We start from the raw sequence: 14,824 nt of genomic DNA on the forward strand, positions 1-14,824 counted from the left end.
TTTTGTGTGGCGCATTCTACAAGATGAGCGAGATCAATAAAAGCCATGCTTCGCCTATCCCTGTAACAAGATATACCTCTTGCGGGTCAAATGAGACAATTTGAGCATTGACGCCGCCGTTTTAGCTGGTTAGCGTGGGCGGTTGATTGCGAACTGAGTCTTAGGAGCTGACCTGAACATGTTATCGTCGAATCGCCGCCTGCTGCGGCTTCTTCCCCTTGCCGCCCTGCTGCTAACCGGGTGTGTTCTTAACGAACCAGCGCAAACTCCGGGCCAAAGCCCGACGTCCCCGCAATGGCGTGACCATCAGCAGGCGGTGGAAAAAATCACTCAGTACCAGACGCGTGGCGCCTTTGCCTACCTTTCCGATCGGCAAAAAGTCTATGCGCGCTACAACTGGCAACAGACAGCAGCGGATCGCTATCGCCTGCTGTTGACCAATCCCCTGGGCAGCACAGAGCTGCAGCTTGACCAGCAAGGACAAGTTGCACAGATCGTTGACAATAAAGGCAAGCGCTATGTCAGCAACGATGCGGCTAAAATGATTTCTCAGCTCACGGGCATGAGTATTCCTCTGGATAACCTGCGCCAGTGGATCCTTGGCTTGCCGGGTGATGCCACCGATTTCACCCTGGATGACCAGTATCGTCTGCGTGAAGTGAACTACAGCCAGGACGGTAAACAGTGGAAAGTGACCTATCAGGGCTACGACAGTAAACAGAATCCACCGCTACCGTCGAACCTCGAACTGCGTGAAGGCGACCAGCGTATTAAGCTGAAAATGGATAGCTGGACTGTAAAATGATCACAACATGGCCTGCCCCGGCAAAACTGAATCTGTTTCTCTACATCACCGGCCGCCGCGCTGACGGCTACCATGACCTCCAGACGCTGTTTCAGTTTCTGGATTATGGTGACACGCTGAAGATTGAAACCAACAGTCAGGGTGAATTGCGTCTGCTGACACCCGTCGATGGCGTGCCTGATGAACAGAACCTGATCGTCCGTGCCGCGCAACTGCTGCGCGAACGGGCGCTCGATCAGGGCGTGCTGCCCGCCAGCGCAGGGGCGACCCTGGCGGTAGAGAAGCGGTTACCCATGGGCGGTGGACTGGGCGGAGGCTCCTCCAACGCCGCCACCGTACTGGTGGCACTCAATCATTTATGGCAAACCGGCTTCAGTTTTGAACAACTGGCCGAGCTTGGCCTGCAACTGGGTGCCGACGTGCCTGTCTTTGTGCGCGGATTTTCTGCCTTCGCTGAGGGGGTGGGTGAGCAACTGACACCGGTTTCGCCACCAGAAAAATGGTATCTGGTGATGCATCCTGGTGTCAGCGTTGCGACACCCGTGGTATTTAACGATCCTGAATTGACCAGAAACACGCCAAAAAGGGAAATCAGCGCCTTATTAGCAGCCGAATTCCGCAATGATTGTGAGGCAGCAGTAAGAAATCGTTTTCGCGAGGTTGAACAGCTCGTTTCCTGGCTGCTAGAATACGCGCCGTCGCGCCTGACTGGAACGGGTGCTTGTGTGTTTGCAGAATTTGACACCGAGTACGCCGCAAGACAGGTGCTTGAGCTGGCTCCGAAAGGGTTGCAGGGGTTTGTTGCGCGAGGCGTTAACGTTTCGCCACTGCACCGCACCCTTTCAGAGCAATAGAGTTGATGTGACAGTGTCACCTGTTCCAGACGCTGCACCACTGCTCTGATATAACCCAAGCTATTGGCGCTGTGGCAAGGCGGCAAGTGGATGAGTCCCCGGGAGCTTACTTGAGTAAGTCACCGGGATGAATACATGCAGCCAACGCCGCTACGGCGTCAAGAACACAGGGTTAAGACACCCGTATGAAAGCATAAGTCGTATACCGCCCAGTGCGATTTATGGTATTTCATTCTCTGGACGCAAAGCCTGAGGTTCTTCTCGTGCCTGATATGAAGCTTTTTGCTGGTAACGCCACCCCGGAACTAGCACAACGTATTGCCAACCGCCTTTACACCAGCCTGGGCGACGCCGCCGTCGGTCGTTTCAGTGATGGTGAAGTGAGCGTACAAATTAACGAAAATGTACGCGGTGGTGATATTTTCATCATCCAGTCCACCTGTGCCCCCACCAATGACAACCTGATGGAACTGGTTGTGATGGTAGATGCCCTGCGTCGTGCTTCCGCGGGTCGTATTACTGCGGTTATTCCTTACTTTGGTTATGCACGTCAGGACCGCCGCGTGCGCTCCGCCCGTGTCCCTATTACTGCCAAAGTGGTTGCCGATTTTCTCTCCAGCGTTGGTGTTGACCGCGTTTTGACTGTGGATCTGCATGCTGAACAGATTCAGGGTTTCTTTGACGTCCCGGTTGATAACGTATTTGGTAGCCCGATCCTGCTCGAAGATATGCTGCAGATTGGCCTGGTGAACCCGATTGTGGTTTCTCCGGACATCGGTGGTGTGGTTCGTGCACGTGCTATTGCTAAACTGCTGAACGATACCGATATGGCCATCATCGACAAACGCCGTCCACGCGCCAACGTCTCTCAGGTGATGCACATCATAGGTGATGTTGCTGGCCGTGACTGTGTGCTGGTTGACGATATGATCGATACCGGTGGCACGCTGTGTAAAGCCGCTGAAGCGCTGAAAGAACGTGGCGCTAAACGCGTATTCGCCTATGCGACTCACCCTATCTTCTCCGGTAACGCGGTCGAAAACCTGCGTAACTCGGTGATTGATGAAGTCGTAGTGTGCGATACCATTCCGCTGCCAGAAGAGATCAAAGCCCTGCCAAACGTGCGTACCCTGACGCTGTCAGGCATGCTGGCTGAAGCGATCCGTCGCATCAGCAACGAAGAGTCTATTTCTGCGATGTTTGAGCATTGATCGTGGCGTGACCTGGCGGGCAGCCCCTACAGTTAACAGGTGTAGGGGCTGACCTTTTGTTTCGGTCGGCCCCGTCAGGCCATGCTGCATAAGAGGGACAGGTTAACGCCTGTCCCTTTTTTATTTGCTCAATGCAATATGCTCTGCCAGATAGTCAATCAGTACCCGTAATTTAGGCAGCAGATGCCGGTTCCCCGGCCAGAGCAGCGAAAACTGCCCTCCTGCGCTGATGTGTTCATCCAGCACGCTTTGCAGCTCCCCGCTCTCCAGGTATTCCGTCACTGCAAAATCCGGTACGTAGATCAGCCCCAGCCCCCGGCGCGCGGCCGAGATCTGCGCCTCAAGATTATTAAACACCAGCGGCCCGGCCAGCGAGAGTGTGCGATCGTCAGCACCGTCAAACTGCCAGGGCTGAAGCTGACTGTTGCCGGAAAAGCGATACAGCAGGCAGGCATGTTGCGCCAGGTCTTCCGGCCCCTGCGGCACGCCGTATCGTGCGAAATAGTCTGTTGCGCCCACCAGACGAAAGCGAAAACCGCCCAGCCGTCGCGCCTTCAGCCGTGAATCGGCAAACTCGCCACTGCGCAGAACCGCGTCATACCCTTCCCCGATAACATCCACCAGCCGATCGTTAAAGTCGAGATCCAGCTCAATTTCAGGATAACGGGCGGTGAAACCCGGCAACAGCGGCAGGAGCAAACGATAACCAATCGCGGGAAAACTCAGACGCAGCCGCCCGCGCGGGGCCGCCATCAGCCTTGACAGCTCCTGCTCCGCCTCTTCCAGCTCCATCACAATGCGCTGGCTGCGTTCAAAAAACAGCAGGCCTTCTTCTGTCAGGCTCAGGCTTCGTGTGCTGCGATTAAACAGACTCACCCCGAGGCTGGCCTCCAGCCGCGCAACGCTTTTCCCGATGGCCGATGCCGAGACGCTCAGCCGCTCTGCGGCCGCGACAAAGCTGCCAAGCTGGGCGGCTTTCACAAATGCATTGAGCCCACTCAAACTTTCCACGCTGCTCATTCGCGACTTTATGTCCTTTATCTGCGGCCATTCGGCCTGTTTATCACCCGGTAACGCCAATTTATCCTGCTTCTTCACTGGAAGAAAGCGGAGAGTTACCCATGAGTTCCCTGACACTGACGGCACAAAGCAGCCGCTGGAGCATTCTGGCGGTGTGCAGCGCTGCACTGATGTTGCCCCTGAGTTTTTCTGCCGGGGTGATCGCCACCCCGGCCATTGCCCTGCAAACAGGCGGATCGGCGCTGGCACTGAGCTGGATCACCAACGCGTTCCTGCTCAGCTTTGGCAGTCTGCTGATGGCGGCAGGTGCACTGGCCGACCGTTATGGCCGTAAACGCCTGTTTATCAGCGGCGTCAGCGTTTTTACTATGCTGTCGTTGCTGACCGGCTGGGTGCCCTCCATCGTCTGGCTGGACGTGGTACGTGCTCTACAGGGCGCAGCGGCAGCGGCGGCGCTGGCTGGCGGCGGTGCCGCGCTGGCGAATGCCTTTGACGGGGCCGAACGCGCGCGGGCATTCAGTCTGCTGGGCACCAGCTTTGGCGTAGGTCTGGCGGCTGGCCCGGTGATTGCCGGTATGCTGATGTCCATCGCCGGCTGGCACAGCGTCTTTCTTTGCTGCGCGCTTTTTGGCGTGCTGGCGCTCGTTATCGGTATGCGTACCCTGCCAGAATCACGCAACCCGGACGCCAGTGCGCTGGACTGGCCGGGGATTATCAGCTTCAGCACCACGCTCACTCTGTTTACCTGGGGAATGTTACAGGTGGCTGACAGCGGTGCGGGTCCGCTGGCAACAGGATTGCTGCTGGCTTCGCTGGTCGTGGCGCTGCTGTTTGTCTGGATAGAACGCCGCAGCGCACACCCGATGCTTGACCTGAGCCTGTTCCGCTACGGCCGGTTTATCGGCGTACAGCTGCTGCCCGTCGCCACCTGCTACTGCTTTGTGGTACTGCTGGTGCTGCTGCCTCTGCGCTTTATGGGCTTCTACGGTTATGACGCCCTGACCACCGGCTTGCTGATGCTGGCGATCTCGCTGCCGATGCTGGTGGTACCTTCTCTTGCCGTTGCGCTGACGCGCCGCTTTCACCCTGGCAGCGTGAGCTGTGCGGGTTTAGTGCTTGCTGCAGCGGGTATTGGCCTGCTCAGCCTGGTAACACCACATAGCTCACTGGCAGTGACCCTGCTGGCGATGGTAATGATCGGTAGCGGCAGCGGTCTGCCCTGGGGATTGATGGATAATTTATCGGTGAGCGTGGTGCCACCGCAGCGCGCCGGGATGGCAACCGGTATCTTTAGTACCGTGCGCGTGGCAGGTGAAGGGGTCGCACTGGCGAGCGTCAGTACGTTGTTCAGCCAGTTGCTGGTTAGCCAACTGTCACAGCAGGGTAAATCGATCGAGAAAGCACATCAGTTGGCCAGTTATCATGTCAGCAGCCCGGATCTTCTGCCGCTGGCAGAGACCGCTTTTCACCAGTTACTGCTGGTCCTGATGGTCGTGACATTGCTTTGTGCCGTGGCCATCTGGCGCTGTCTGGTGCCTGCGCCCAGGCCACTTTCCTGAGTTCATATTAATTTTTTTACTGTAACGGTTCAGCCCCCCTGTTGGTAAGTATTCATTAGTGATATTTTGCTCTGATAGCTTATCCAGGAATAATCCTAAAATGGTACTCGATGTTTATACGCTGTTTGTCTGTGAACTCTATGTGCTGGCTTTTCTCAGCATTATCATGGTGTTCGCGTGGCGCGGAGCGCAGTACAGCAGAGTACTGGGGTTTAACTGTCTCTCTTTGTTGTTGAGCATTGTCGCTGTCGGCCTCAGCAGCCTGCGTAGCTCAGGCTTTATCTTTCTGCCGATAGTGGTGGGAAATCTGCTGATCATGTGCGCCTACGGCCTGCAACTGAATGCATTCCGTGCGCTGCGCGGGGCGCGAGGTGGCTGGCTGTGGCTGCCCGGGATGGTGGTATGGGCGGTACTCTGCCTGTTCCCCTCTTTCTACACCTCGCTACCCATGCGGATTCTGGCCAGCAGCCTGCTGTGTATTATCTATACCTCGGCGATGCTGTATGAACTGCATCGTTCACGCACCCTGCTTCCGATAACCTGGTGGCCCGCCCAGCTGCTGCTGGGTATCCACCTTGGCTTTAATATCCTGCGGGTGTTACTGGACGGCGGGATCCCTAACCCGGTACATGGTGCCATCGGCGGCTCAACCTTCTCGGTGTATGTCATTCTGGAGTCGATCCTGGTGGTGATTGGCCTGAGTTTTACCATGATGGCGATGGTGAATGAGCGTACGCAGATTATCTACCGTCAGGCGTCACTGCTCGATCCGCTAACCGGGGTTTGGAATCGCCGCGCACTGTTTGAAAAAACGGCTCAGCTGACCGCCAGCTGGAGTTGCAGCAGGCAGCCCTTATCGGTGATGCTGTTTGACCTCGACCACTTTAAATCGATTAACGATCGCTATGGTCACTCGCAAGGTGACCGGGTGCTGACCGATTTTTGCCAACAGGTGGCGCACCAGTTACCCGCTGACAGCTATTTTGCGCGTCTCGGCGGGGAAGAATTTGCCGCCGTTGTCATGTGCGCAGAGAGGGAATGTGTGGAGGTAGCCGAACGTATCCGCAAAGTAGTGGAGCGATCTTGCCCCGAGAACGTGAGCTATAGTGTCAGCATTGGCGTGGCAAGCTGCCAGCCAGACCGTGATGCTATCGACAGCTTGATGGCGGCGGCAGATGATGCGTTATATCAGGCGAAGGCCGCAGGCAGAAACCAGGTCAAAACCTTTGGGGCCGTAAATCATGAGGATGTCAGGGGTATTTTAGCCAGTTAAATCCGGAAACACACCGGGTGTGTTTCCGATTCAGGATTAACGATTGTGCTGCTGACTGGAACCGTGACGGCAGCGTTTTTCGCCGCAGTGACGCACCCAGTAATAGCGATCGGCAATTTTCTCACGCCCGCTGATTCTCGCCCCCGCCAGCCACAGCAACGCACCGATAAAGATACTGCCGAGTGCACCATGCACCATAAACTGCGGTAAGTGGAACTGCGGTATTTGATTCACCACTGAGTAACCTACCCCGCCAATCATCACCACCAGGCCCAGCACCATCAGGGTGTTACCCAGTACATGTGTATGTTTACGTTTCATTGCGCACCTCCAGTCAGTGTAAAAAGGCAAACTCCGTTGCCAGATGCGATCAGTCTAGGCAATCTTTAACTGCTCTGATGAGTCTGCGATCACATTTATCGCTTATATTTTGACAAAACTTTACGACTAACAGACTGTTTTTATATAGAAAACGTATTATCACTCTGCTCAACCATTGTGATTTTCATCACAATGCGCGCAGATCTTTGAGTTATCGCAACCGCTTCAGTAAACTAGCCGTTTTTCACCCCGCACGTTTCAGGAAAATCTACTCGTGAGCAGCATCAAACTGATTGTTGGCCTTGCCAACCCCGGCGCTGAATACGCCGCCACACGCCACAATGCCGGTGCATGGTATGTTGACTTGCTGGCTGAACGCCATAATCAGTCGTTAAAAGAAGAGAGCAAATTTTACGGGTATACCGCGCGCCTCAATATTGGCGGCGAAGACGTGCGCCTGCTGGTCCCCACCACGTTTATGAACCTCAGCGGGAAAGCCGTAGCGGCTATGGCCACTTTTTATCGCATTGCCCCTGAAGAAATTCTGGTGGCGCATGACGAGCTCGACCTGCTTCCTGGCGTGGCGAAGTTTAAACAGGGAGGGGGGCACGGAGGGCATAACGGATTGAAAGATATTATTAGCAAACTGGGTAACAACCTGGACTTCCATCGTCTGCGCATTGGCATTGGTCATCCGGGCGACCGTAACAAAGTGGTAGGATTTGTCTTGGGCAAACCCCAGGCTGCGGAACAGACCCTGATTGATAACGCTATCGATGAAGCCGCGCGTTGTACTGAGGTATGGTTAAAAGAAGACAAACTGAAGGCCATGAACCGTTTGCACAGCTACAAAGCCGTCTGATCCGTTGCTATTGATTGAGCCATCGCTGGGGTCTTTGCCACAGCGAGGCTACAAATTTTCACAGCGCTGACCGTCACTGTGATCCAGATTTTCCAGTGTCAGTGCCGGGCTGAAATAACCCTGCACGCCCCAGATTTTGCTGTTACGCAATGTCTCCAGTTGCCCATCTCCGGCCACGCCTTCAACAATCACCCGATTGGTGTACTGACGAATATGGTTAATCAGTACGGTAAAAAACGGTTTATCGACGTTTTCGAGATAAAACTGCCGATCAAGTTTCACCGCTTCAAACATGTTCGACTGCAGTGCGTTGAGATTGGCATCGCCTGCGCCCAGGTCATCAAGCCAGATAATATTCAGTTGCTCAATCAAGGTCCGCAACAGCGGATTATTCATGCCATCATGCAGATTGGGAAAATCTTCCGACAGTTTCAGCCGCACAAAAGGCAGCTGGCTGAGGATTTGCTGAATAAACGATGACTCGGTGACGGCACGAGCCAGTTGAAAATCAATGGCGACACTACACAGCAAGCCGTGCTGACGAAAATAGTCCGCATACTCTTCAACGATCAGCAACTGATTTAACAACCGCTCCTGTGGCGACAGAGACGTAAGAACAGCCCCTGACAGGCCGGTGACGGCCTGGGGCTGCGGCCGGTAGCTCAGATCGATAGCGATCAACTCACCGGTAAGCGTATGAACAGGAGTACAAAAAAAATCGTTTTTCATGCCGTCGGGCCAGTTAACGGGCATCCTGCCAGTGAATACAATCGCCGCACAGATAAACTATAGAAGTAAATTCTGTATTCGCCGTCGCAGAACGACGATTTTTAGGTTATCGGCAGGACCAGCGCCAGCTTTATGGTTCAGACATCATTGCTAGCAACTTTATAATCGGGATCATCAAGTTCATGGCTGCAAAACGGCCCGGCCTGTTGCAGTAAACTGATACAATCCTCACTAAGATGACGCAGACGCAGGCTTTTTCCCGCTTCAAGATAGCGTGCCGTTAATTTATCGATCGCCTCCACGCCGCTGGAATCCATGACCCGGGTGCGAGCAAAATCAATCACCACATGATCCGGGTCCTGCTCCGGGTGGAAAAGCTCCTGGAAACTGGCCGTTGAGCCAAAGAACAGTGGCCCTTCCAGTTGATAGGTTTTCTGCCCTTCTTCCTCAGACTGCGCCAGAATACTGATGCGTGCGTGCTGCCAGGCGAAAACCAGAGCAGAGATAATCACCCCGCAGATCACCGCCATCGCCAGATCGGTAAAAATGGTCACCAGCGTCACCGCCACCATGATCACCGCATCCGCTTTCGGCATCCGCTTCAGACGACGCAGCGAGCTCCACTCAAAGGTGTTGATGCAGACGACAAACATGATCCCGGCCAGCGCTGCAACCGGCAGTAAGGCAATATATTGTGACAGACTAACGACAAACAGGATCAGCAGCACCGCCCCGACCAGATTCGAAATGCGCCCGCGCCCACCTGAGGTAAAGTTGATAATCGACTGGCCGATCATCGCACACCCGGCAAAGCTGCCAAAGAAGCCGCAGATCGTGTTACCAATACCCTGGGCTACGCATTCCTGATTTCCCGCGCCCTTCTTACTGCCCATTTCATCCAGCACGGCCAGCGTTAACAACGACTCAATCAGCCCGACCAGCGCAATCACCACGGCGTAAGGCAGCACGATTTTCAGGGTTTCCCAGCTCAGAGGCGCGGTGGGCAGATGGAACGAGGGTAGCGTGCCGGAAATATCCGCCAGATCGCCCACGCGTTTGGTGTCCAGCCCCAGACCAATTGCCAGTGCACTGATGGCAATTAAGGCGGCCAGCGAGCCGGGGATCGCTTTTGTCAGTTTTGGGAACCACCAGACGATCAGCATTGCCAGCGCCACCAGCGCATACATCACCGGCCCCTGCCCTTTGATCATCGGGAACTGCGCCAGCATGATGACAATCGCCAGCCCGTTCACAAAGCCGTAGATCGCCGGTTGTGGCACCAGACGGATAAACTTGCCCAGCCGCAAGACGCCAATCGACAGCTGAATCAGCCCGGCGAGAATGGTCGCCAGCAGAACATATTCGTAGCCGTGCTGAATAATCAGGCTGATCAGCACCACAATAATCGATCCGGCTGCGCCGGAGATCATCCCCGGTTTACCGCCGAAAAAGGCCGTCACCAGCCCGAGAATAAAAGCGGTATGTAAACCGATGGTCGGTGACAGGCCCGCCAGCAGAGAAAATGCGGTCGCTTCGGGGATCAGCGCGACAGACACCACAGCACCGGCCAGCACGTCATTTTTGACGTCACTCGCCCTGAAATTGCTCAGGTTAAACATGGTCTTTCCATTATTTTAATGTGATCGTTTTCTGCGCCCCGGCGTTCGGGCACAGCTGGCTCGTCAGAGTGACGAGTGGCGGCAACAGGCGTTGCGCTGGCGGGGGGCTCTTAAGGTGGCGTAAGCAGGAAGCGATGCATCTGCGTGGTTCTCCGGTTTCTGTAAAGACACGTCAGTATGAAAAAATGTGAGTTCGATCTCAAGAGATAACTTCACCCGTGCCTGAGAAATCACCCGCCTCCGGGCGGTAATTACGTGTATAATGCGCGGAAACTTTTAAGACAACCGTCTGTGACACTATCAGGGCACGTAAAAGTGCGTTGATTATCAAGCTATTAAGGTGATTCAACATGGGATTCAAATGCGGTATTGTGGGCCTGCCTAACGTCGGGAAATCCACGCTGTTCAATGCGTTAACCAAAGCGGGCATCGAAGCTGCGAACTTCCCGTTCTGTACCATTGAGCCAAATACCGGCGTCGTGCCGATGCCTGATTCACGTCTGGACCAGCTGGCTGAGATCGTCAAGCCACAGCGCATTCTGCCAACCACGATGGAATTCGTTGATATCGCCGGTCTGGTAAAAGGCGCGTCCAAAGGTGAAGGCCTGGGTAACCAGTTCCTGACCAACATCCGTGAAACTGAAGCTATCGGCCACGTGGTGCGCTGCTTCGAGAACGACAATATTATCCACGTGAATAATAAAGTGGATCCGGCTGACGACATCGACACCATTAATACCGAGCTGGCGCTGTCCGACCTGGACACCTGTGAGCGTGCGTTGCAGCGCGTGCAGAAGAAAGCCAAAGGTGGCGATAAAGACGCAAAAGCGGAACAGGTTGCGCTGGAGAAGTGCCTGCCGCATCTGGAAAAAGCCGGGATGCTGCGTGCGCTGGATCTGAACGACGATGATAAAGCCGCCATTCGCTACCTAAGCTTCCTGACCCTGAAGCCCACCATGTACATTGCTAACGTGAACGAAGACGGTTTTGAAAATAACCCGTACCTCGATATCGTGCGTGCGATTGCTGAGAAAGAAGGCTCTGTTGTTGTGCCAGTGTGTGCTGCCGTAGAGTCCGACATTGCTGAGCTGGAAGATGGTGACCGCGAAGAGTTTATGGCCGAGCTGGGTATTGAAGAGCCGGGTCTGAACCGTGTGATCCGCGCCGGTTATGCCCTGCTGAACCTGCAAACCTACTTCACCGCGGGCGTGAAAGAAGTGCGTGCATGGACTATCCCGGTGGGCGCAACGGCTCCGCAGGCTGCCGGTAAAATCCACACCGACTTCGAGAAAGGCTTTATCCGTGCTCAGACCATCGCCTTTGATGACTTCATCACCTACAAGGGTGAGCAAGGCGCGAAAGAAGCCGGTAAAATGCGTTCAGAAGGGAAAGACTACATCGTGAAAGATGGCGATGTGATGAACTTCCTGTTCAACGTCTGATTAGTTTCTGTTGCCTCATGAGGTTTTACAGAATCTCATGAACGTCACAAAAAACGCTAAAATCCACGCCATTGCGTGGATTTTTTATTTCCCGGCATCTCAGAGAATATCCCAGCCAGGTTCGAAAAACTGATAGGAGTCATCACGTCGTGCTTTCGCCTGGTACATCGCTAAATCCGCATTTTCAAATAACACCCTGGCCGATGTCGTCCCGAAACGTGCGAGGCTGATTCCAATAGCAGCCCCGATTTTGACTTCCACATTATTGACAGTAAATGGCGTTTTCAGTCCGTCAATAATACGCTGGGCAATGGCGGACGCCGCCTCACGATCGCCGCATCTGGCGGTTACCACGAACTCATCTCCTCCCATGCGTGCTACCGAGTCGCCCGGGCGCATGCAACCCTGTAGCCTTTCACTTACCTGCTGCAGCAACGTATCCCCTGCCGCGTGCCCCATCGAATCATTGACTGCCTTGAACCCATTCAGATCGATAAACAGCACAGTGGTGTATGACAGGTCTTCAACCTGCTCAAGCATGCAGCGCACCTTGTCGTTAATCCAGGCTCTGTTGGGCAATCCGGTTAACGGATCGCGCGATGCCAGTTGCTCCAGCATCAGCATCTTTTCTTTATCACGAGTGATATCGCGCGAAACCAGCACTGCCCCGATGTTTTTGCCAGTGGAAGGATCGCTGACGCCGCAGGCCTTAGTACCCAGCGTAATGTAGTGACCATTGCGATGGAGTTTGCGCACCTCGACGACGTCCGGCTGTTCGCCACCGTTGAAGATGTTTACCAACGTATCTGTTGCAGGTGCGCGGTCGTCAGGATGCAGGAAGTCCACCACCCGCTGGCCTACCATTTCATCGGCTGACCAGCCAATCATTTCGCTGTAGGAGGGCGAGATCGAAACATATCGGCCATCCGCATCACAATGAGCGATCAGATCCGTGCTGTTTTCAATCAGCAGACGGTATTCTGCCGCCGTACGCAGCGCGTCCTCAAGCGCTTTACGCTGTCCGGTAATATCCAGAACGAAACCGCTGTACTGCAGACGTGAAGCGCCCGGCAGGCCTGAAACAATCACATGTCGCATCGTCCCATCCAGACAGTTTATCGGCACTTCGATATGAAAAGGTGTCATACCTTCTAATGCTGCGGTCAGTTGCAGCGCAATCTTGCCATCCTCATCAGCCTGCGCGAACCGGAGCCATTCACTTAGCGTTATGCCTTTAAGAACGGGCATCATGCCTGCAGGACTTTCCTGACTGGCAATACAGATGCCTTGTGCATCCGTGGACCAAACGGCGGAGAGTGTAGGTTTGATCGCGATGTTCATGCTGGTGGTTCCGTTATTTGCTGATGATGCTGAAAACATTTAATACTGCGTCTAAAACCCAAAAGGTGTTTCGGAAGGGAGTCTGGTAACGAGAATCTCAGTCACTCACGCTGGCAATCGCTGCAGCCTGTTAAGCAACATTCTCAATGGTGCCATTTAACCCCCAGAGAGGTTCGAAAAATCATCGATGACGCAACTCAAGAAAAGTATAGCGACTCCGTGTTTATCGGCCAATGAACCCGCAAGCTTTAATCAACCCGCATGACACATCGCCTGTATCATCTGTAACTGTAGCGTTTAATCTACGTAATGTTGACCAGCCTCACGCTTATCAATGACAACCCCAGCCTGAAGAACGTTGACTCTGAGCTCACTACCCGGGTCTAAGAGCCCCCCCTGTAAAGCGATCGGTCGCGGCGATTTTAGAAGCCCAGGCCCCCCCTCTGTGCGGGGATGAGACCCGTTCTTATCGCTTCTCCTCTACACATCACTCAACACCTTCTCATACAGCCGATAACGCTTATACGGCACCGCACCTACCCGCTCCAGCATCGAACACATACTGCGGTTAGTTTCCAGAATCCACGACATCTCTAATGCCTCGATCCTGCGCCTGGCAAAAGGATCGCGTAACGCCTCAATCAGCAGCAGCGCAATCACCGGTCCTGTCCGGCTAAACTGATACTCCTGGCGCACTCCCATCAACGGCACGCGCGCGGTGCGAACGCCGCTCACTTTCAGGCGCCATAACAGTTTTGCCCAGCCAAAGGGCAATAAACGTCCGTTTAAATCTGCGATGGCCTCATTAATATTGGGCAAGCCCACAATAAATGCGCAGGGCCTGGCATCGATTTCAGCGATGTAGATCAGGTCGTCAGGGACCAAAAACTTAAGCTGGTCGCCCATCACGGCAAACTCATGCTGCGTAAAAGGAACAAAGCCCCAGTTGTTTTGCCAGCCGGAGTTAAAGATCTGCCGCATGATCTGCATCTCTTCACCAAACTGACTACGGTTGAGACGGCGGATGGTGACCTTTTTGCGCACCTGGTCCATCAGGCGGGTTAATGACGGGGAAAAGTGCAGATCGGTACGGCGCATCCACCAGGCCGTTAAGTCTATGCCTTTGGCATAACCCTGCTGCTCCAGCGCCTTCGCATAATAAGGCTTACCGTGCGGCATCATGGTCGAAGGCGGTGTATCAAAACCCTCGATAAGCAATCCACTCTCCTGATTGATATTCAGTCCAAAAGGCCCGGTGATTTTCCGTGCGCCCTTCGACTTCAGCCAGCTCTCTGCCGCGCTAAACAGCGCGCTAAACACCTCGGGATCGTCAATGGCCTCAATCATGCCAAAATGCCCGGTGTCAGCCCCATAACGCTCGCGATGTAAGGTATCGACCTGCGCGGTGATGCGCCCAACCACTCTGCCCTCTTTCTTAGCCACCCATGCCTGCCATTCAATATGTTCTGCTGCGGGGTTTTTCTTAGAAAGATGCTCTGCGCGTTCACTATATAAGGGGGCTATCCAGTGAGGATCATCACGATAGAGTAACGAGGGGAAAGTGATGAATACCTTACGTTCATCCTTATTCTTCACTTTTTCGATGCAAATCATAAAACCCTTAAGCTTTACTATAAAGGAAACAATAGTAACCTGAAAAAAAATCATTAAACTTGCGTTTCACTGCTATTTACCCGCACATTTAAAATAAATTAAGGCATGAGAAAATTATCATTTGAAGAGATATTGCTATTTTTACCTGTTAATGCGCTTCCCACCGTCAACATT

General features: G+C 54.0%; 13 protein-coding genes. 7 read left to right on the forward strand and 6 right to left on the reverse strand.

Annotated features, from left to right (window positions below; genetic code table 11):
- The first annotated feature begins 178 nt into the window (after nt 1–178).
- The 3 genes from lolB to prs all read left to right on the forward strand — a co-directional run bounded on the left by lolB (nt 179) and on the right by prs (nt 2,870).
- A complete protein-coding gene (lolB, locus tag FY046_RS14295; RefSeq protein ID WP_133845422.1) occupies nt 179–805 on the forward strand; it encodes a lipoprotein insertase outer membrane protein LolB in 627 nt (208 codons plus the stop codon).
- The gene (ispE, locus tag FY046_RS14300; RefSeq protein WP_133845424.1) at nt 802–1,659 is read left to right on the forward strand and encodes a 4-(cytidine 5'-diphospho)-2-C-methyl-D-erythritol kinase; all 858 of its coding nucleotides are present in this window, start codon (nt 802–804) and stop codon (nt 1,657–1,659) included. The genes lolB and ispE overlap by 4 nt, the downstream gene beginning before the upstream one ends.
- Before the next feature lie 263 nt (nt 1,660–1,922).
- Nucleotides 1,923–2,870: a ribose-phosphate diphosphokinase gene (gene prs / locus FY046_RS14305; RefSeq protein WP_085939527.1), complete on the forward strand. Its 948-nt coding sequence runs from the start codon at nt 1,923–1,925 to the stop codon at nt 2,868–2,870.
- Nucleotides 2,871–2,990: 120 nt separating this feature from the next.
- On the opposite strand, the gene FY046_RS14310 is transcribed toward prs, so the two are convergent.
- A complete protein-coding gene (locus FY046_RS14310) occupies nt 2,991–3,881 on the reverse strand; it encodes a LysR family transcriptional regulator (protein WP_133845483.1) in 891 nt (296 codons plus the stop codon).
- A 110-nt stretch (nt 3,882–3,991) separates the two neighbouring features.
- On the opposite strand from FY046_RS14310, the gene FY046_RS14315 reads away from it, so the two are divergent.
- Together FY046_RS14315 and FY046_RS14320 are read left to right on the forward strand one after the other, a co-directional pair.
- Nucleotides 3,992–5,449 (forward strand): MFS transporter, encoded by a 1,458-nt coding sequence (locus tag FY046_RS14315; RefSeq protein ID WP_159337249.1) that lies wholly within the window; start codon nt 3,992–3,994, stop codon nt 5,447–5,449.
- A 100-nt stretch (nt 5,450–5,549) separates the two neighbouring features.
- Nucleotides 5,550–6,722 (forward strand): diguanylate cyclase, encoded by a 1,173-nt coding sequence (locus FY046_RS14320; RefSeq protein WP_446186188.1) that lies wholly within the window; start codon nt 5,550–5,552, stop codon nt 6,720–6,722.
- 36 nt (nt 6,723–6,758) lie between these two features.
- On the opposite strand, the gene ychH is transcribed toward FY046_RS14320, so the two are convergent.
- A complete protein-coding gene (gene ychH, locus FY046_RS14325) occupies nt 6,759–7,043 on the reverse strand; it encodes a stress-induced protein YchH (protein ID WP_159337251.1) in 285 nt (94 codons plus the stop codon).
- A gap of 274 nt (nt 7,044–7,317) precedes the next feature.
- Between ychH and pth the strand changes: the two genes are divergently transcribed.
- Nucleotides 7,318–7,905, forward strand: coding sequence for an aminoacyl-tRNA hydrolase (pth, locus tag FY046_RS14330; protein ID WP_133845432.1), 588 nt, complete (start codon nt 7,318–7,320; stop codon nt 7,903–7,905).
- Between the two features lie 48 nt (nt 7,906–7,953).
- Here the strand turns inward: pth and FY046_RS14335 are convergent, their stop codons facing one another.
- Nucleotides 7,954–8,634: an EAL domain-containing protein gene (locus tag FY046_RS14335; RefSeq protein WP_213202340.1), complete on the reverse strand. Its 681-nt coding sequence runs from the start codon at nt 8,632–8,634 to the stop codon at nt 7,954–7,956.
- A gap of 137 nt (nt 8,635–8,771) precedes the next feature.
- Nucleotides 8,772–10,253, reverse strand: coding sequence for a SulP family inorganic anion transporter (locus FY046_RS14340; RefSeq protein ID WP_446186189.1), 1,482 nt, complete (start codon nt 10,251–10,253; stop codon nt 8,772–8,774).
- A 350-nt stretch (nt 10,254–10,603) separates the two neighbouring features.
- Here FY046_RS14340 and ychF point away from each other — a divergent pair, with 350 nt between their 5' ends.
- Nucleotides 10,604–11,695: a redox-regulated ATPase YchF gene (ychF, locus tag FY046_RS14345; protein WP_200642997.1), complete on the forward strand. Its 1,092-nt coding sequence runs from the start codon at nt 10,604–10,606 to the stop codon at nt 11,693–11,695.
- A 99-nt stretch (nt 11,696–11,794) separates the two neighbouring features.
- Here the strand turns inward: ychF and FY046_RS14350 are convergent, their stop codons facing one another.
- Both FY046_RS14350 and FY046_RS14355 read right to left on the reverse strand, forming a co-directional pair.
- Nucleotides 11,795–13,036 carry a diguanylate cyclase domain-containing protein gene (locus tag FY046_RS14350; protein WP_133843453.1) on the reverse strand — a complete coding sequence of 414 codons (1,242 nt, stop codon included), beginning with the start codon at nt 13,034–13,036 and terminating at the stop codon, nt 11,795–11,797.
- 480 nt (nt 13,037–13,516) lie between these two features.
- Nucleotides 13,517–14,650, reverse strand: a complete 1,134-nt coding sequence (locus FY046_RS14355; RefSeq protein ID WP_171148658.1) for an N-acetyltransferase — start codon at nt 14,648–14,650, stop codon at nt 13,517–13,519.
- Between the last annotated feature and the right edge of the window lie 174 nt (nt 14,651–14,824).

Source organism: Erwinia sp. 1181_3 (assembly GCF_052824965.1).